The following is a 16,768-nucleotide window of genomic DNA, read 5'->3' as shown; positions in this document are numbered from 1 at the left end:
GATGTATTGTTTTGCAGGTATTTGCCTAGCGAATAGAAATCACTTTAAATTCAGTTCGGCGGTTACGCTGATGCTCCTCTTCTGTACACAGCACCCCATCTTTGCATTGGTTGAGCAACTGCTCTTCTCCGTACCCACGGGCCGTCATGCGGTTTCGGGAAATCCCTTTGGAAGCCAGATAGTTGAGAGCTGCTTTTGCCCGACGTTCTGACAAATACTGATTGAATTTATCATTCCCCTGACTGTCGGTATGTGAGCCAATTTCTATTTTGAGCGACGGATATTTCCGCATCGTGGTTACCATTTTATCCAACTCACGGGCAGCATCTTTACGAATATCCCATTTTCCTGTATCATACAGAATGTTATCCAATAGTACCAAATCGCCCGCTTTGAGCATTTGTAAATTGGCCGAAACGAGCTTTGGAGTTGATTTGGCAGGAATTTTTGTAATAGCATTGGTATTGGTTCCATACGAAGGCTTGGAAGCAACGAGCGTATAGCCACAGCCTTCTTTGAGTGCAAACTCAAAGCGCCCGTTGGGTCCGGTTACGGTTTGCTTGATGCTTCCGTCGCACTCATTTTTCAAAATTAATTTTACGCCTTCAATCGGACTTTTTCCGGGCTCCCCTGTAACCGTTCCACGCAAGGTCGAAACCGACAGCATAGCGTCACTTTCCCAGGTATCCTCTGCGCCCGAAGACATCCGGGAAGGAAGTGAATCCGCCTCTTCTATTATAAATTTCAGAAGAGATGCCCCCATCTGTGTGGGCTTGTCGTCGGTCAGGCCGGTAGTTGAAAACCCAAGCGTTCCTGAGACATACCCATCTTTGGCTAGTTCAAATAGAAAATCATTTTCAGCTTCCAGGCAAAGGGCCACAACACCGTCCGAATTCGTAAACAATTTTTGCTCATCCCGACCTTCGCCCCGGGCTTTTATTGTTACCTCTACGCTGTCAAGCGAAGCGTAGTTTCCTTCTTCAAACACCCGCAAAGTCAGATTTCGACAACCCGACAAAGCGCTTTCCCGCACAAACCGAAAAATATCATCGTCTCCATTTCGGCGGTTGCTACTCAAAAAGCCCATACTCCGGCGCCCATCGGTAATGAGGCCAAAGTCATCCGCTTTTGAGTTAATGGGTGAGTCAAGATGCGTAACCTCTGTGGTTGATTTGAGCGGTAACTGAGTAAAATAAATATCCAGCCCCCCCAGACCGTTGGCTTGCCCATTCGATGCGAAGTAAAGATTGCCCGATTCGTCAATGAACGGAAACATTTCGTCACCTTTGGTATTGACTGGTGCGCCGAGATTTACAGGTTGAGACCAGGAACCATTTTCCTGCCGAGCTACGTACACATCTGTTCCGCCCAGCCCTCCCGGCCGATCCGACACAAAGTAAAGCGACCGACCGTCGCGGCTCAACGCAGGATGTCCGGTTGAATATTCATCGCTATTGAAGGGAAGTTCCTGCACATTGGTCCAGCCACCATCCTGCAATACAGCGGAATAAAGTTTTAGCTTATTGACATTATCACTGCTTTTCTGGGATTTACCTTCATTAAAATTATTTCGGGTAAAGTAAATAGTACTGCCATCTGCCGAAAACGTGACCGGACCTTCGTGGTATTTTGTATTTAACTCCTTGCTAAATCCCTCTGGGGCTGTACTTTTTGCTGCCTTACTGGAGGTCAGTCCCAGCCCTTCCGAAAAGGAGAAGGGGGCGTATCCAACGGTCCGCGAATCGTTGGCGGTAGGGGCCGTTGACGCATCTCGACCTAACCGGCGGTTGGCAACATTTGCAGTTCCGGTCCTTGTTTGTGAGGAATTTGTACCCGCTAACTGTTTTCCGTCTGCTCCAATGATTCCGGTTGTAATAAGCGAGTTACGTTCCGGTACGTAGTAAAGATCAAGATACCCTTTGTCGGGCGACGACACAGAACTGGAACCCTTTCCGGCTACATACACGAGTCCATCCCGAAAATAGGCCGGACTAAACTCTGCGTTACTACTGTTGATTTCCAGATTTTCGATGCGGTACGTAACCTTTTCTTTTCCAGCGCCCGCCGCTGAAAGATTAGGAGAAATTCCCGAATACGACAATGGTTTTTTTATTGCTTCGTAGCGTTCAAACATTTCCTGCGCCTGCTGAATTTTACCATTATTTCCCAACGTCTGCGCATAGTGCAAATAGGCAAGCGCATGTTTTTCCATGGGTTCACCCATTTCCAGAAATTCCCTGAATTTTGTTTCTGCCTTTACAAAATCACCCACCTGCCGATACGCATTGGCCAGGTTAAAAAGCACATCTTTTTTTGTATCCGAGGGAAGCGACGCATCTTTAAGCAATTCGGTATAGCCATCAATTGCAAGCGGATACGACTGTGCATAGTAGTAGCTATCGGCTTTTTGCTGAGGGAGAGCCTGCTGTGCATATCCAGTCAGGCTACACATCAGAAAAACGAGGATTCCTGCGTGTATTAAAAATCTATAAGGAGTAGTTGCAGAGCAGTTTAAACTAGTCATTTTAAAAAATATTAACGTGTGATAGTCATAAACCTGATATATTCACGGCCATTGCTCAGGCGAATCAGGTAGAAATAAGAACCGTCAGGTAGGCCTTTTTCCTGGCTTCCTGCCAAAACACCGCGATCTGCTTTCCCATTCCAATCGTTTTTGTAGGAGTCGTTTTTATAAACCATTTGTCCCCAGCGATTGTATACTTCCAACGCCACATCCACTTGTTCCGGTACATTTTGAATCACAAACAGGTCGTTTATTCCATCGTTATTAGGCGAAAACCCTTCTGGTATAAATAGTTCATTATCTTCTGATTCGGGGCTAAGAAGTGTCAGGAAAGTCAGCTCCTGATTGTTGCCGGGATCTCCGTCCAGGTCGGGATCCACCAAAAATCCATTGGTCGACAAATCCCGGCATACAGTTCCGTTTACGTCCAGCGCACTTGCCAGTGCCTGCGTAGCAAATACCCGATTTTGCAGGCCGTTTGTATTGATCTGCACCGTTAGGTCAATCGTCCGGGTTGTACCCACAGGCAGGTCGCTGCCTGTGGAATCCAGCAACTGTGTATTTCGCTGACCATCAAACTGTGTATTAGGCATAAACCCGGCAACTGTCTTCACAAGCGGTTTTCCCACCATGATAGCCCCCGCAAACGCCTGCCCCAGATCCGTACGCACCTGAACGTCAGTCAGGCGGGACGTACCCATATTTTTCACTTGCAGTCGGTAGGTAACTTCATGGAGCTGCGCTGCAAGTGGTGTCTGCTTATGTACTTCCATGCTTAGGCCCAGCATCTCAACCGTCGGAATGATCTGCGCCGGAATACGGGTTTGCAACGTAGCCTGTGCCGCCGGACACGGGCCTTCTGCATCGGGATCCTGCGTGGTAAAAGTGAAAGAAACAGACGGATTGAGCCGATCCGCTTCGGACGGGATATACGTAGTTTTCAGAGAGTCCGCCGACCCAAACGTTCCGGCTCCGGTTGTAGACCACAGGCCACCTGTAGCCATTCCGCCCACAATTGCCCGGAGTTGAATGTTGTTGGAACCACGCGTCGAATCCTGAACAATAGCCACCGTAGCCGGGAAATAGGAACAAACCGGCACCGGCGCTACGCAGGCATTTATCGTGACTGTCACAGCCGCGGGCTCGCTATAACAGCTGGCCTGCGTACGCTCAAAAACGTAGTACGTACCCGCTCCCGACACGGCGGGATGAGCTACGAGGTCCGCTTCAACGGAGGGCGCGGTCCGAAACTCAAACTGTCCACCCGGCGTACGAGGCGTAGTCGTCAGAGTCGTCATCAGATCCAGCGTTTGATAGGGGCACTCGTTGGTTCGGTTGGTTACGAGCGGCTTGGGCGCTTGGGGGCTAAGCGAAAGCGTCAGCGCTTCAGAAGGCCCACTGCTACAGCTACCTACCCGGCAGCTTGCCGTGAGGGTCGTTGTTTGAGTAGGTACAAGCGCTAGATTAGTCCCCGTTTGTCCATTTGACCATTCAACGATTCCGGAGCAGCCGGTAGCCGTAATCGCAACTGATTCTCCTTCACAAATTACATATTTAGTAGCCTCAATCGTTGGCGCGGTCGGTGGCGCTACCTCTACCGACACGAGGTTAGTGGCATAGCTACACGTACCAACCTGACAAACGGCTTCGTAGGTAGTGGTAGTTAGGGGACGCTCGTTTCGGACAGAGGACGTATTGCCGGAAGTATCTGACCAGCGAATTGTGCCCGGACACCCAATGACTCGCAACGACAGGCTGTCGTTGGCGCAGACTGTGCTTTTGGACGAAACCAACAGCGGACGTACCGAATCGACGAGTTTGATTTCGAGAGGTTCGGCAAAGCAGCTGATGCATTGCAGCGTACCCGTTCGGCAAATTGCAGTATAGACCGTAGATTGGGTAGGACGTACCGTAATTTCTTTCCCCACGCTTCCATTAGACCAAACGACCTCTCCGGGGCAGCCACTCGCAAGGAGCGTTGCGCTACCTCCGGCGCAAATAGCAGGTGTAAGTGTGTGTATAGTAGGGATGTCAGGAATCGGAATTGTTACAGTAATCGGGGCGGAACTATCACTCACACAGGTACCCGTCTGGCAAACCGCCTTGTACGTGCGGGTGGTAGCCGGTCGGGAAACAATCGTATCTCCTTTCAGGCCATTGGACCAAAGCACCTGCCCATCACAGCCTGTTGCCCATAGCAACACCGGACGCCCCGCACAGGAAGTATCACTTGCTGCGGATAGTTTTGGTGCGGCGACCTGACAAGTGTCATCAACGCTTTCTGCTATTCCTCGCCCCGATGTGAGGCCGGGCAATACCAGCAAAATCCAAAGGATAGAAATATAGTTGCGTAGTTTTTTTTTCATGCACCCTCTTTTCTAACGAAATCATTTTTATTATATAAACAAAAAAACAAAGCAGAACCGTTGATAAGTCCAAATTCATGCCAAGTTTCCAATAGCCTGGTCAAATGATTAAGTGATATTTATACTAAAAAAAATAATATATCTTGCGGGCACCTTTTAACCACTGGATTCTTAACCAGATAGTCGAATAACTAGCATAAATCATGCCACGCTTTCTGGCCATCCTGTGGAAAAAATGCCGTTTCTTGTTTGTTTTCCTATAAAATTTAAAAAAACAAAAGTACATATCTCATGAAAAACAAAACCGTATTTATTACCGGTGGGAGCCGGGGCATTGGATTAGCCATTGGTGTGCGGCTGGCTCGTGCCGGCGCCAATGTTGTTATTGCTGCCAAAACAGCCGACCCGCACCCGCGCCTGCCGGGCACAATTTATACAGCTGCCGCAGAGATTGAAGCCGCCGGAGGACGCGCCCTGCCTCTGAAAGTAGATATCCGCGAAGAAGAACAAGTACAGTTTGCGGTTGACGAAACCGTCCGGACTTTCGGAGGTATAGATATTCTGATCAATAACGCCAGTGCAATTTCGCTTACTCCCACGCTGCATACGGATATGAAGCGCTACGATCTGATGCATCAGATCAATACGCGTGGTACGTTTCTGACCTCAAAACTATGTCTGCCACATTTGCTGAAATCAGACAACCCGCATGTACTTAACCTATCTCCACCGCTCAACATGGAAACCCGCTGGTTTGCACCGCATGTAGCGTATACTATGGCTAAATTTGGCATGAGTATGTGTGTACTCGGCATGGCGGGCGAGTTTCGGAAACAGGGAGTGGCTTTCAATGCGTTGTGGCCGCGCACGGCTATTGCTACGGCGGCTGTTCAAAACCTGCTTGGGGGAGAGGAATCGGTGCGGCGGTGCCGTACGCCCGAAATTATGGCGGATGCGGCTTTCGCTATTTTACAAAAAAATAGCCGGGAATGTACCGGCCAATTCTTTGTCGACGAAGACGTGCTTACTGCCGAAGGGGTGACGGATTTCGCAAAGTACAGAGTGGACACCACCCTGAGCGATGAGGAACTTATGCCTGATTTTTTTCTGTAAAATTAACCTGTACCTACACCGGAATTGGCCGGACAATCCCTCCGTCCAATTCCGGTGTAAAAGGATTTACTCCCAACGCCAGTCCTGCCCCAGAATAAGTTCTTCTTTAAGTCCCTGAGTCGTCAAAAAGTCGCGGTTTTGTTCACTGCTCAGACGACGGGCCGGAAGGGTTCGGGCATTGGAAAGTGCATAGAGATACATGGAAGCGATTCGAACCGTGTTTTCCAGTTGCTCTTTGTTGACCAGCTCAAAATTATCGCAGTCAGCGTGGTAGCATTGCAGCACCGATGGCGTAAGGCTGCCCGATAAACCAGCTACGGGCACGCCTTCCAGCATAAACGGCTGATGATCGCTGTGCAGACCTGCCCGGCTGACGTAGCTGTTGCCAAACGAAGGATCTATTTTTTTGATTGAATTACCCACATTCGTAAAAAATGCTTCCATATCGGCCCGCCCAAAGCCATTGGCACCTTTGGGGTCATTGGTCATGTCTAGGTTCATCATGTAGTGAACATTATTGATTTCTCCCGTTCGAACCAGTTCTTTCACCATGTGCTTTGAGCCGAGCAACCCCTGCTCTTCTCCCATAAACATAACAAACTGAATGGTACGTTCAGGCTTGATTTTCAGAGCCTTGAAAGTACGGGCAATATCCAGCACGCTAAATGATCCGATGCCGTTATCAATTGCTCCCGTGGCCAGATCCCAGGAATCGAGGTGACCGCCGATTATAATTTTTTCGTTGCTTTTTCCTTTCAGGGTAGCCACTACGTTGCGGGCTTTGATAGGGCGCGAAAAATTACGCATGTTGACATGGGCTTCCAGCGGGCCTTCGTCTTCCAGCCAGCTGCGTAGCTCGCGGCCGCTATCGCTCGAAATACAGACCGCCGGAATATCAATCAACTTCCCGGTTACGGACGCAGTGCCAGTCAGTAAAATTTTGCCCGGCGCCTGATTGACCATAATGATTCCGGCAGCACCGTACTTGATAGCCAAAGCCGTTTTTTCGGAGCGGTGGAGATTCTTTTTACCCGTTACACCTACAAGGCCGATATTTGAAAGGACAATCTTGCCCTTTACCTTTTCCTTTACTGCTTCAAAATTTTCTTCAAGACCATTGCCAACGTCTACAATTTCCAGTTTCAGATCAGCCGAAACAGGCGAATGTGCCAGCGCAACCACGGGTATGTCCCGAAAGTTATCGCTGCTTTTCGGCACAATGCTCAGCGTTACGGTATCGCGACTCCACGATTCTACCTCAAAAGGCTGGAACCTGACATCACTAAATCCGTAACTTTTCAGCAGTTTAAACGTGTATTCTTCGGCCTGCATACCCTGAGGGCTCCCGGTGAGGCGGTGGCCGATTTGCCGGGTTGCGTCGCTCAATGTTTGATATGCCTTGCTGTTTTGCTTAACCTCCGTATTGATTCGGTTAAAAATTTTCGTCCACTCATCCCCTTCGCTTCGAAAGCTCATGGTCCCCAGTAATAGTCCTCCCGTAAGGGTTGCCAGTAAAATTTTTCTCATAGTTTACAGTAAAATGCGGATTATATTCAGATAGTTACAAAAAATATTTGATTTTAAAAAATAAATGGCTTTGATGGTTACTAAGGTACTCAAATGGACTGGTTCCAGCTGAATAAAGCGAGGGATTCTGGAAACTAAATTAGCTAAGAAATTCATTTATTGATTAATCTTGACGGTACTTTCTGTCAATCCTACATAAACCTAATCGAATGCCGCTGTTTAAAACGGATCAAATCGCCCCTCGGGCCGGGCAACGCCCCACTGCGCTCACCATACATTCCGAAACCCGCAACGATGTGTACTATTGGTTACGGGAACGGGAAAGTGAGGTCGTGCTGAACTACCTGCATCAGGAAAATGCCTATACGGATTCCGTTATGGCTCCTTTACAGGCATTTAAAGAAAAACTTTTTCAGGAAATGAAAAGCCGGATTCGGGAAAAAGACGAGTCGGTACCCGTCCGTGACGGGAGCTACCTGTACTATTCGCGCTACGAAGAAGGAGCAGAATATCCATTTTATTGTCGAAAAAAAGAATTGATGGAAGCCCCGGAAGAGCTGATGCTCAATCTGAACGAACGTGCACAGGGACATTCGTACTATCAGGCTACATTTCCGGAAATTAGTGACGACGAATCTGTGGCAGCGATTGGCGAGGATACCGTCAGCCGACGTCTCTATACACTACGCTTCAAAAATCTACGAACGGGCGAATGGTTTGCCGACGAGATCCCAAACACAGAAGGCGGAAACTACGCCTGGGCTGCTGATAATCAGACCGTTTTTTACATCCGTAAAGATGAAGAAACGCTGCTCGGCTATCAGGTGTGGCAACATGTCCTGGGTACTGACCCCGGTCAGGATGTGCTCCTGTATGAAGAAGCCGACGACCAGTATTATTTGGGGCTGTACCGCATGAAATCCAAAAAATATGTAGCACTCGTAGCCGACCATAACGGCGTGGCTACCGAGTATCGACTTCTGCCTGCCGATCAGCCCACCGCCGGATTCACGACCGTTATTCCCCGTCGGCGGGGGCACGAGTACGCAGTAGAACACTTTCAGGACACCTTTTATCTGGTTACAAATCAGGGGTATGCCGAAAACTTTAAACTCGTGCGAGTGGCCGAAAACGACGTACTCAATGAAACCAAATGGGAGGAGATCATTCCGCACCGGGCCGATGTATATCTGGAAGGAATCGAGATTTTTCGCCGATTTCTGGTCGTACAGGAGCGCCGCGAAGGTCTGCTTCGGATACGCATCATGGAGCCGGAATCGGGTCTGGAGCATTATCTGAATTTTGGCGAAGCGGCCTATACTGCTTACCTAAGCGCAAATCCGGAGTTTGACACCGACGTCTTACGTTATGGGTATACGTCGCTTACGACGCCCAACTCCACCTACGATTATGACATGGCTCACCGCACCAAAATCCTGCGTAAGGAACAGGAAGTTGTGGGCGATTTTGATAAAACCCACTACACAACCGAGCGGCTCTACGCCACTGCCCGCGACGGGGCCCGCGTGCCGATTTCGCTGGTGTACAGAAATGATTTTACAAAAAATGGGTCGGGAGCTTTGCTTCAATATGCCTACGGCTCTTATGGCTCGTCGATGGATCCGGTATTTAGCGCAGCCCGCCTCAGCCTGCTCGACCGGGGCTTTGCTTTTGCCATTTGTCATATTCGGGGCGGACAGGAAATGGGCCGTGCCTGGTACGATCAGGGGCGACTGCTACACAAAATGAACACCTTTACTGATTTTATTGACTGCTCGGAGTTTTTGATTCAGGAAGGATGGACTTCGCCTGCACACCTGTATGCAATGGGCGGCAGCGCAGGCGGGCTGCTCATGGGAGCGGTGGCAAATCTACGGCCCCACCTCTACCACGGCATGGTAGCGCAGGTTCCGTTTGTAGACGTGGTGACAACGATGCTCGACGACACGATTCCGCTCACAACGGGCGAATATGAAGAATGGGGAAATCCGAACGTAAAGCTTTACTACGACTACATGATGTCCTACTCGCCCTACGATAATGTGACCGCACAGGCCTACCCGCATGTATTGGTTACGACGGGTCTGCACGATTCACAGGTGCAGTATTGGGAGCCTGCCAAGTGGGTGGCTAAACTTCGGGAGCTGAAAACGGACGAACATCTCATTTTGCTGCATTGCGATATGGAAACAGGACATGGCGGCGCTTCGGGTCGTTTTAAAAGGCTGCACGACATTGCCCTCGAATACACATTTTTGTTGGGCCTGGAAGACAAAGCCGAAGTCTGAAAAACCTGCTGAAAATGACACTACATGAGGAAGGTCATATAAGATTAACACAGGCAATGAAACAATCCAGCCGTTTTCGGGGTTTTTACCCTTTGTGGTTTTGATTCCTCAGACACACGATCGGCACCTTAGAGAATGCACATAATTGCGTAAATTGCGCTCGCATTTTGAATTACGTTTAATACCAATACTAATTACCAAAACTGTTTGTCCAAGTAATCTAATAATCAATAAAACAAAATGGATCATACCCTATCCTCAGGTACATCAGCCTACACCATGAATGGTGAAGGCAAATGCCCGTTTACTAGTGGAGCTTTGAAACAAAGCGCTGGCGCCGGCACGCAAAATCGTGACTGGTGGCCCAACCAATTGAAGTTGAACATCCTTCGTCAACATTCGACTCTTTCCAATCCAATGGACGAGGGATTCAACTATGCCGAAGAATTTAAGTCTCTTGACCTGAACGCCCTAAAACAGGATATTTTTGACCTGATGACTACCTCACAAGCCTGGTGGCCAGCAGATTACGGTCATTACGGCCCGTTCTTTATCCGGATGGCCTGGCACAGTGCAGGTACCTACCGAATCTCTGACGGCCGGGGCGGAGCAGGCTCAGGCTCGCAACGCTTTGCACCACTCAACAGCTGGCCCGACAACGCCAACCTCGACAAAGCGCGTCTGTTGCTGTGGCCAATCAAACAAAAATATGGTCGTAAAATTTCATGGGCTGACCTCATGATTCTGGCCGGAAACTGCGCCCTCGAATCAATGGGCTTCAAGACCTTCGGTTTTGCCGGTGGACGGGAAGATATCTGGGAACCCGAAGAAGATGTATACTGGGGTGCCGAAGCCGAATGGCTGGGCGACAAGCGCTACTCGGGCGACCGCGAACTCGAAAATCCGCTGGCAGCTGTACAAATGGGCTTGATTTATGTAAATCCCGAAGGACCAAATGGTACGCCTGATCCGGTAGCATCGGCCCGCGATATTCGCGAAACTTTTGGCCGTATGGCTATGAATGACGAAGAAACCGTTGCGCTTATTGCCGGCGGACATACCTTCGGTAAAACCCACGGTGCAGCCGATCCGGGTCAGTATGTGGGTGCAGAACCTGCTGGTGCCGGTATAGAAGAGCAGAGCCTGGGCTGGAAAAACACCTACGGTACCGGTAACGCCGGAGATACGATCACAAGTGGTCTGGAAGGTGCCTGGACTACTACCCCCACACAGTGGGACAACAACTACTTTGAAAACCTGTTTGGTTTTGAATGGGAATTGACCAAAAGTCCCGCCGGCGCTCAGCAGTGGAGACCCAAAGATGGCGCAGGAGCCGGAACTGTACCCGATGCGCACGACCCTTCCAAAAGTCATGCACCGATGATGTTCACTACGGACCTTGCGCTTCGCATGGATCCTATCTATGAGCCAATTTCGAGACGTTTCTTTGAAAACCCCGATCAATTTGCGGATGCCTTTGCCCGCGCGTGGTTCAAACTGACCCACCGCGACATGGGCCCACGGGCTCGTTACCTCGGACCCGAAGTACCCGCCGAAGAGCTGATCTGGCAAGACCCCGTTCCGGCAGTTACGTTTGAAGTAATTGATGGTCAGGACATTGCTACACTCAAAGAAAAAATCCTGACCTCCGGTCTGACAGTTTCACAACTCGTTTCAACGGCCTGGGCTTCTGCTTCTACCTTCCGTGGATCCGATAAGCGTGGAGGTGCCAACGGTGCCCGCCTGCGCCTTGCCCCACAAAAAAACTGGGAAGCTAACAACCCCGCGCAGCTGTCGTACGTACTCGGAATTCTGGAAGGAATTCAGAAGGAGTTCAACAGCGCCCAAACAAACAAAGCGGTGTCAATCGCTGACCTGATTGTTTTGGGTGGTTGCGTAGGAATTGAAAAGGCAGCACGGAACGCCGGACACGAAGTAACGGTACCGTTTACTCCCGGTCGTACGGATGCTACTCAGGAACAAACCGACGTAGAGTCGTTTGCAGTACTCGAACCTGTGGCAGATGGTTTCCGTAACTACCTCAAAACGCCTTCGATGGTGACGGCGGAGGAATTGCTGGTTGATAAGGCGCAGCTGCTTACGCTGAATGCACCCGAAATGACGGCCCTCGTGGGTGGTTTGCGGGTATTGAATGCCAACACAGGACGCTCGCAGCACGGCGTGTTTACGTTCCGTCCCGAGACGCTTACCAACGACTTTTTCGTGAATCTGCTGGATTTGGGTACTACCTGGAAAGCAACTTCCGAAGACGACAGCGTGTTTGAAGGCCGCGACCGCATCAGCGGTGCCGTGAAGTGGACCGGAACCCGCGTGGATCTTATTTTTGGATCGAACTCTGAGTTGCGCGCGATTGCCGAGGTATACGGCTGCGGAGACTCGCAGGAGAAGTTTGTAAAGGACTTTGTGGCCGCATGGACCAAAGTAATGAACCTTGACCGCTTCGAGCTCGCCTGATTTCAGTCGTAACCCCCTAACCTATACAAAGGTGGCCTGGCAACAGGTCACCTTTTTTGGTTTTTTGGGGGGGGTAAGAAATTATTCCTATAAACTACAACCTAGCATCACCCTTGATCTAGGAGTATGCTTTAATCTCCAAAATCAAAAATTTTCCCTACCTTTCTCCTGAACAAAAAAACCCTATTCCTTGAAAAAGCTACTGATTGGCGTCGCTGCACTCGTTTCTTTGCTGCTGCTGTTTTTTGGATATTCCGACCGTTCCGTTGATGATCTGAAAGAAAAATATGCCGGCTATCCTTCTTCCTTTGTTGAAATAGACGGAATGAAGGTACACTACCGCGACGAAGGTTCGAAGAGTGACAGTTTGCTCCCGATTGTCCTGATTCATGGGACCGGGTCTAGTCTGCATACGTTTGATGCCTGGACGAACGAACTGAAATTTCAGAGACGAATCGTTCGGATGGACCTCCCGGCCTTTGGTTTGACGGGCCCCTTCCCCGACCGGAATTATTCGATTGATCAGTATGTCGACTTCATGCAGCATTTTCTGGTTGCAAGGGGTATAAAAAAATGTATTTTGGGTGGAAACTCCCTCGGCGGAAATATTGCCTGGCAATTTACCGCCAAGTACCCGCACATGGTAGACAAGCTTATTCTGATCGACGCCGCGGGCTACCCGATGGTATCCAAAAGTGCGCCAATTGCTTTTCGAATAGCCCGAATTCCCATCCTCAACAATCTCCTTACGTTTGTTACGCCCCGCTTTATGGCACGAGCAAGTGTGGAAAACGTATATGCCGACAAATCGAAGGTTTCGGATGAGCTGGTGGATCGTTATTTTGAACTGACTCTCCGCAAAGGAAATCGGCGGGCGCTTGTGGATCGGATGCAGGTGCCGCTCGATAGTACCGCTTTTCCAAAAATTAAGTCTATTCAGCAACCTACGCTGATTCTGTGGGGCGGACAGGATATGCTGATACCGGTGGACGTGGCCCGGCGATTCCAAAACGACCTACCTAACGACACGCTCGTGATTATGGAAAACGTTGGGCATGTGCCTATGGAAGAAAGTCCAAAGGAAAGTCTGCGGATTGTTCAGGTGTTTTTAGAGAAGTAAGAGAGAATTGGAAAAATATCACCGTTATATTAAATCCTTTCAGCATCTTTTTGAAAGGCCCAGCATTATGAAGATTCTAGAAGAGTTGCCAATATATTTGATGAATGACCAACCAACAACCTGCCCAAAGTGTGGGGCCAGGACGTTGGAAATCGGAGTTTTCTTTCACACAAATTATAAAGGCGCAATTCATACATGCGAAAAAGATGGATACACTTTTATAGAGCAGGATGATGAGTAAGAAACTATTCCTGAAAACGCTCTAATCGAAATTCTAAAAACTCTTTGCGCGGGCGGTATTCATTGGGTAAACTAATAGATTTTTGTTCAAAACGCCCGAAGAAATTCTGGTAAAAGCTTTTTGCTGACTCCTCCTTTAACCTTCTGGAAATCAATAATTTAAAATCAGTATCAATACAAATCAAGCCGTTTTCATAGGCTTTGTCGTACAGATTTGACAGGCAAATTCCATTTTCGGGATTTAATCGATTTTGGGCGTCGATTGCCCACGGTACGATGTGCCCTGCAACTAATAACTCGGGTAAACAAATCCCGGAAACGGCACATTGATTGGCATAGGTTTTCAAAACCATTTGTCGAAATACGCTCTGATTGACCCGTGTCTTTACTACACGCTCGCGAACCTCGCCTTGCAGATTTTGCCAGTCAAAGACCAGTTCAGGATGGAGCTCTTCGATTGTTTGGTGTCGAAATTCGGCAAGGATACGTTCACTTTCATACACCAGATTTTCCTGATTGTGGATAAACTCATTCCAAATCGGTTCTACTTGTCTCCTGCCTCCATCCATACCTTTGACCCCTCGTTGCTGATGATACGGATCAACACTGGCGAAGTTCGTGAGCCGCATCGCTACGGAGTCCGGCGTGCGCCGACCCATCAGCTGCGACAGCTCAATTACCTCCGGATTCCCTTTGTGCATTTTCCCAAAAGGCAGCTTCAAATAAAGATTGAAAGCCAGAATAAGTTCTTCCCGGGTCCAGTTTGGAGATTTTGCCATAGTCAAAAATGACGATTCAGAGATTTCAGTTTACACACCCTCAGCCACGCTGCCGGCAAGTTATCGAAGAAATAGGTATTGGCAAATGGTAGGGAGGATGTGGTGGCATTTTTGGTATGTTTTAGAATTTCTTTATAAATATTTAGTTATAGAAAACGGTATAGAATGTTATTTTTGGATAAGTATAGTGATCATTGACCAATTTATCATAGTAGTGCAGTTGGCGCATTTTCCCTTACGTAAGAATCCCAATCAAACAAGTATGGAAACTTTAATTATTAGAACGCAGAGCAAACGAAATTTTAGGCTCCTGAAAGAATTGGCCACACAACTTGGAGAAAGTGTCGAGATTGTATCTCCTGAAAAAGCAGAGGATCTCACATTTGGTAAAATGATGGAAGAAACCAAAACCGGAACGTACACGAGCCGGGAAGCCATCATGGAAGCCCTGAAAATAAAGCATGGCGATGACCAACAATGAACGTAATCTTTGATTCCTCTTTTGAAAAGAGTATAAAAAAAGTATAAAAAACAGACATTCAACAGAAGCTATGGGAAACCATTCTAATGTTGGAACAATCGGCTTCTTAAAGGGATATTGCCAACATCAAGAAACTGGAAGGATATAAAACGTTTTATCTACTAAAATTAGGGGATTATAGAGTAGGGTTTGAGTTTGTCGCACCAGATACGCTTGTTTTGATACTCGTTGCCCATCGAAAAGATATTTACCGCTACTTTCCATAGTTAATGCCCGTTGAGCCTATACGATGCAATAAGGCAAAGCTCCCTCTACCGTAATTTTCACACCTTAGCACCAAAAGCCAACTTTCTATGCATTCCAGCACTGATGGAGAAGTTAGCAAAACGGTAAAAAGGCTATTCAGTTATCTACTGCACCAAAAGCTACTTTCCCTTTTTGCGTTTGAAACCCTGGGCCACCGATGATAAACCGGCCATTGCTGATGCCCACGCTGGTACCATTGTAGGTATTGGTTGACGCATGGTCCGTAATTTTTCGTACGAATACCCAATCGGCCCCCTCGCGTTTATACAGGTACGCAGATCCTTTATCGACATCATCCAATACATCATCCAGGTGACTACCTACCAGTGCGTAATCGCCGAAAATAGCTACACTACTACCAAACTGATCATTCGGTGCGCCGTCTTCTGCGATGAGTTTGGCTTGTTGGGTCCAGCTACTTCCTGACCGTACAAATACATAAGCCGATCCTTGTCCCAGATTCGTACCTACGATATCACCCGGTGCGCCTATCAGCGCATAATTGCCAGATAGTGAAACACTCCTGCCAAATGCGTCATTTGGTCCGCCATCGGCAGCGGTCAGTTTGGCTTGCTGTATCCAGCTACCACCCGACCGGGCAAACACATAGGCTGACCCCTGATCAGCGTTGGCACCTATATCATCAGCGCTACTCCCTACCAGGGCGTAATCGCCCGAAATAGCCACATTACGACCAAAAAAATCATTAGCTGAGCCATCAGAAGCAGTCAATTTGGTGACCTGAATCCAGCCCAAACCTGCCAAAGCAAATACATAAGCCGAACCCTGGCTGAGGTTGGTGCCTATGCCGTCAGCCGGGCTACCAACCAGAGCGTAGCTTCCGGAAATAGCAACACTCTGGCCAAAGCGATCATAAGCCGCACCATCGGATGCTGTGAGTTTAGCCAGTTGGTTCCAGCTATTCCCTGACCGCATAAATACGTATGCCGCGCCCCGATCAGGGTTGCCCCCTACATTTGCCAAAGGACTGCCTACCAGAACAAAGTCGCCGGAATTAGACACAGAAGTACCAAACTGATCACTGACAGCTCCGTCGGTAGCGAAGAGTTTAGCCTGTTGAGTCCAGCTACTTCCTGAGCGTGCAAACACATAGGCGGATCCCTGATCCTGGTTGCTGACCACATCATCTGCAAACGCACCAACCAAAGCATAATTTTCTGAAATTGAGACACTTTGACCAAAATAATCACGAATAATTCCGTCAGAAGCCAAGCGGTCTATGGGGGCGAGATTAGAAGAAGTAGTACTGGCCAGTGGAACCCAATTGGCCCCATCGAAGAAAAAAAATGTATGTTGGTCAAGGTCATAAACAAACGCACCGGCCTGCGGGTTTGCAATCGCCTTTCGCTGTGCGGTTGTCAATCGGGGTGGATAAAAGGCTTTATCAGTTGCCTGTACGTCGAGTGCAGCGGATGGGTGAGGCGTGCCGCCCATACCCAGTTGGGCGCGGGCGGAGTTGAAAAAAAGTGAGGTAATGGTTAGAAAGTAAACAAATATTTTCATAAATCGGAGATACTTTTTAATTGAC

The 16,768-nt window shown here is 48.7% G+C and carries 10 protein-coding genes; 5 read left to right on the top strand and 5 right to left on the bottom strand.

All coding sequences use genetic code 11. From position 1 onward, the window contains the following. Positions 1 to 25: 25 nt before the first annotated feature. On the bottom strand, positions 26 to 2,452 hold the full coding sequence (locus EZE20_RS22665; RefSeq protein WP_228713971.1) for an OmpA family protein: 2,427 nt from the start codon (positions 2,450 to 2,452) through the stop codon (positions 26 to 28). 83 nt (positions 2,453 to 2,535) lie between these two features. After that, positions 2,536 to 4,890, bottom strand: coding sequence for a gliding motility-associated C-terminal domain-containing protein (locus EZE20_RS22660; RefSeq protein WP_132122076.1), 2,355 nt, complete (start codon positions 4,888 to 4,890; stop codon positions 2,536 to 2,538). A 291-nt stretch (positions 4,891 to 5,181) separates the two neighbouring features. Here EZE20_RS22660 and EZE20_RS22655 point away from each other — a divergent pair, with 291 nt between their 5' ends. Continuing rightward, positions 5,182 to 6,003: an SDR family oxidoreductase gene (locus EZE20_RS22655; RefSeq protein ID WP_132122074.1), complete on the top strand. Its 822-nt coding sequence runs from the start codon at positions 5,182 to 5,184 to the stop codon at positions 6,001 to 6,003. 66 nt (positions 6,004 to 6,069) lie between these two features. Here EZE20_RS22655 and EZE20_RS22650 read toward each other — a convergent pair whose 3' ends face one another. Continuing rightward, the gene (locus tag EZE20_RS22650; RefSeq protein ID WP_132122072.1) at positions 6,070 to 7,530 is read right to left on the bottom strand and encodes a M20/M25/M40 family metallo-hydrolase; all 1,461 of its coding nucleotides are present in this window, start codon (positions 7,528 to 7,530) and stop codon (positions 6,070 to 6,072) included. A 209-nt stretch (positions 7,531 to 7,739) separates the two neighbouring features. Here EZE20_RS22650 and EZE20_RS22645 point away from each other — a divergent pair, with 209 nt between their 5' ends. From EZE20_RS22645 to EZE20_RS22635, 3 genes are all read left to right on the top strand, one after another. Continuing rightward, a complete protein-coding gene (locus EZE20_RS22645; protein ID WP_132122070.1) occupies positions 7,740 to 9,818 on the top strand; it encodes a S9 family peptidase in 2,079 nt (692 codons plus the stop codon). A 240-nt stretch (positions 9,819 to 10,058) separates the two neighbouring features. Further along, the gene (gene katG, locus EZE20_RS22640; RefSeq protein WP_132122068.1) at positions 10,059 to 12,293 is read left to right on the top strand and encodes a catalase/peroxidase HPI; all 2,235 of its coding nucleotides are present in this window, start codon (positions 10,059 to 10,061) and stop codon (positions 12,291 to 12,293) included. A 190-nt stretch (positions 12,294 to 12,483) separates the two neighbouring features. Next, positions 12,484 to 13,413 (top strand): alpha/beta fold hydrolase, encoded by a 930-nt coding sequence (locus EZE20_RS22635; RefSeq protein WP_132122066.1) that lies wholly within the window; start codon positions 12,484 to 12,486, stop codon positions 13,411 to 13,413. A gap of 245 nt (positions 13,414 to 13,658) precedes the next feature. Here EZE20_RS22635 and EZE20_RS22630 read toward each other — a convergent pair whose 3' ends face one another. After that, a complete protein-coding gene (locus tag EZE20_RS22630; protein ID WP_132122064.1) occupies positions 13,659 to 14,432 on the bottom strand; it encodes an HNH endonuclease in 774 nt (257 codons plus the stop codon). A gap of 262 nt (positions 14,433 to 14,694) precedes the next feature. On the opposite strand from EZE20_RS22630, the gene EZE20_RS22625 reads away from it, so the two are divergent. Beyond that, complete coding sequence (locus EZE20_RS22625) at positions 14,695 to 14,913, top strand: hypothetical protein (protein ID WP_132122062.1); 219 nt, start codon at positions 14,695 to 14,697, stop codon at positions 14,911 to 14,913. Between the two features lie 402 nt (positions 14,914 to 15,315). On the opposite strand, the gene EZE20_RS22620 is transcribed toward EZE20_RS22625, so the two are convergent. Continuing rightward, a complete protein-coding gene (locus EZE20_RS22620) occupies positions 15,316 to 16,743 on the bottom strand; it encodes an FG-GAP repeat protein (RefSeq protein ID WP_132122060.1) in 1,428 nt (475 codons plus the stop codon). Positions 16,744 to 16,768: the final 25 nt, after the last annotated feature.

The organism is Arundinibacter roseus (genome assembly GCF_004348825.1).
GTDB lineage: Bacteria > Bacteroidota > Bacteroidia > Cytophagales > Spirosomataceae > Arundinibacter > Arundinibacter roseus.
This window is presented reverse-complemented; position numbering and strand designations above follow the sequence as displayed.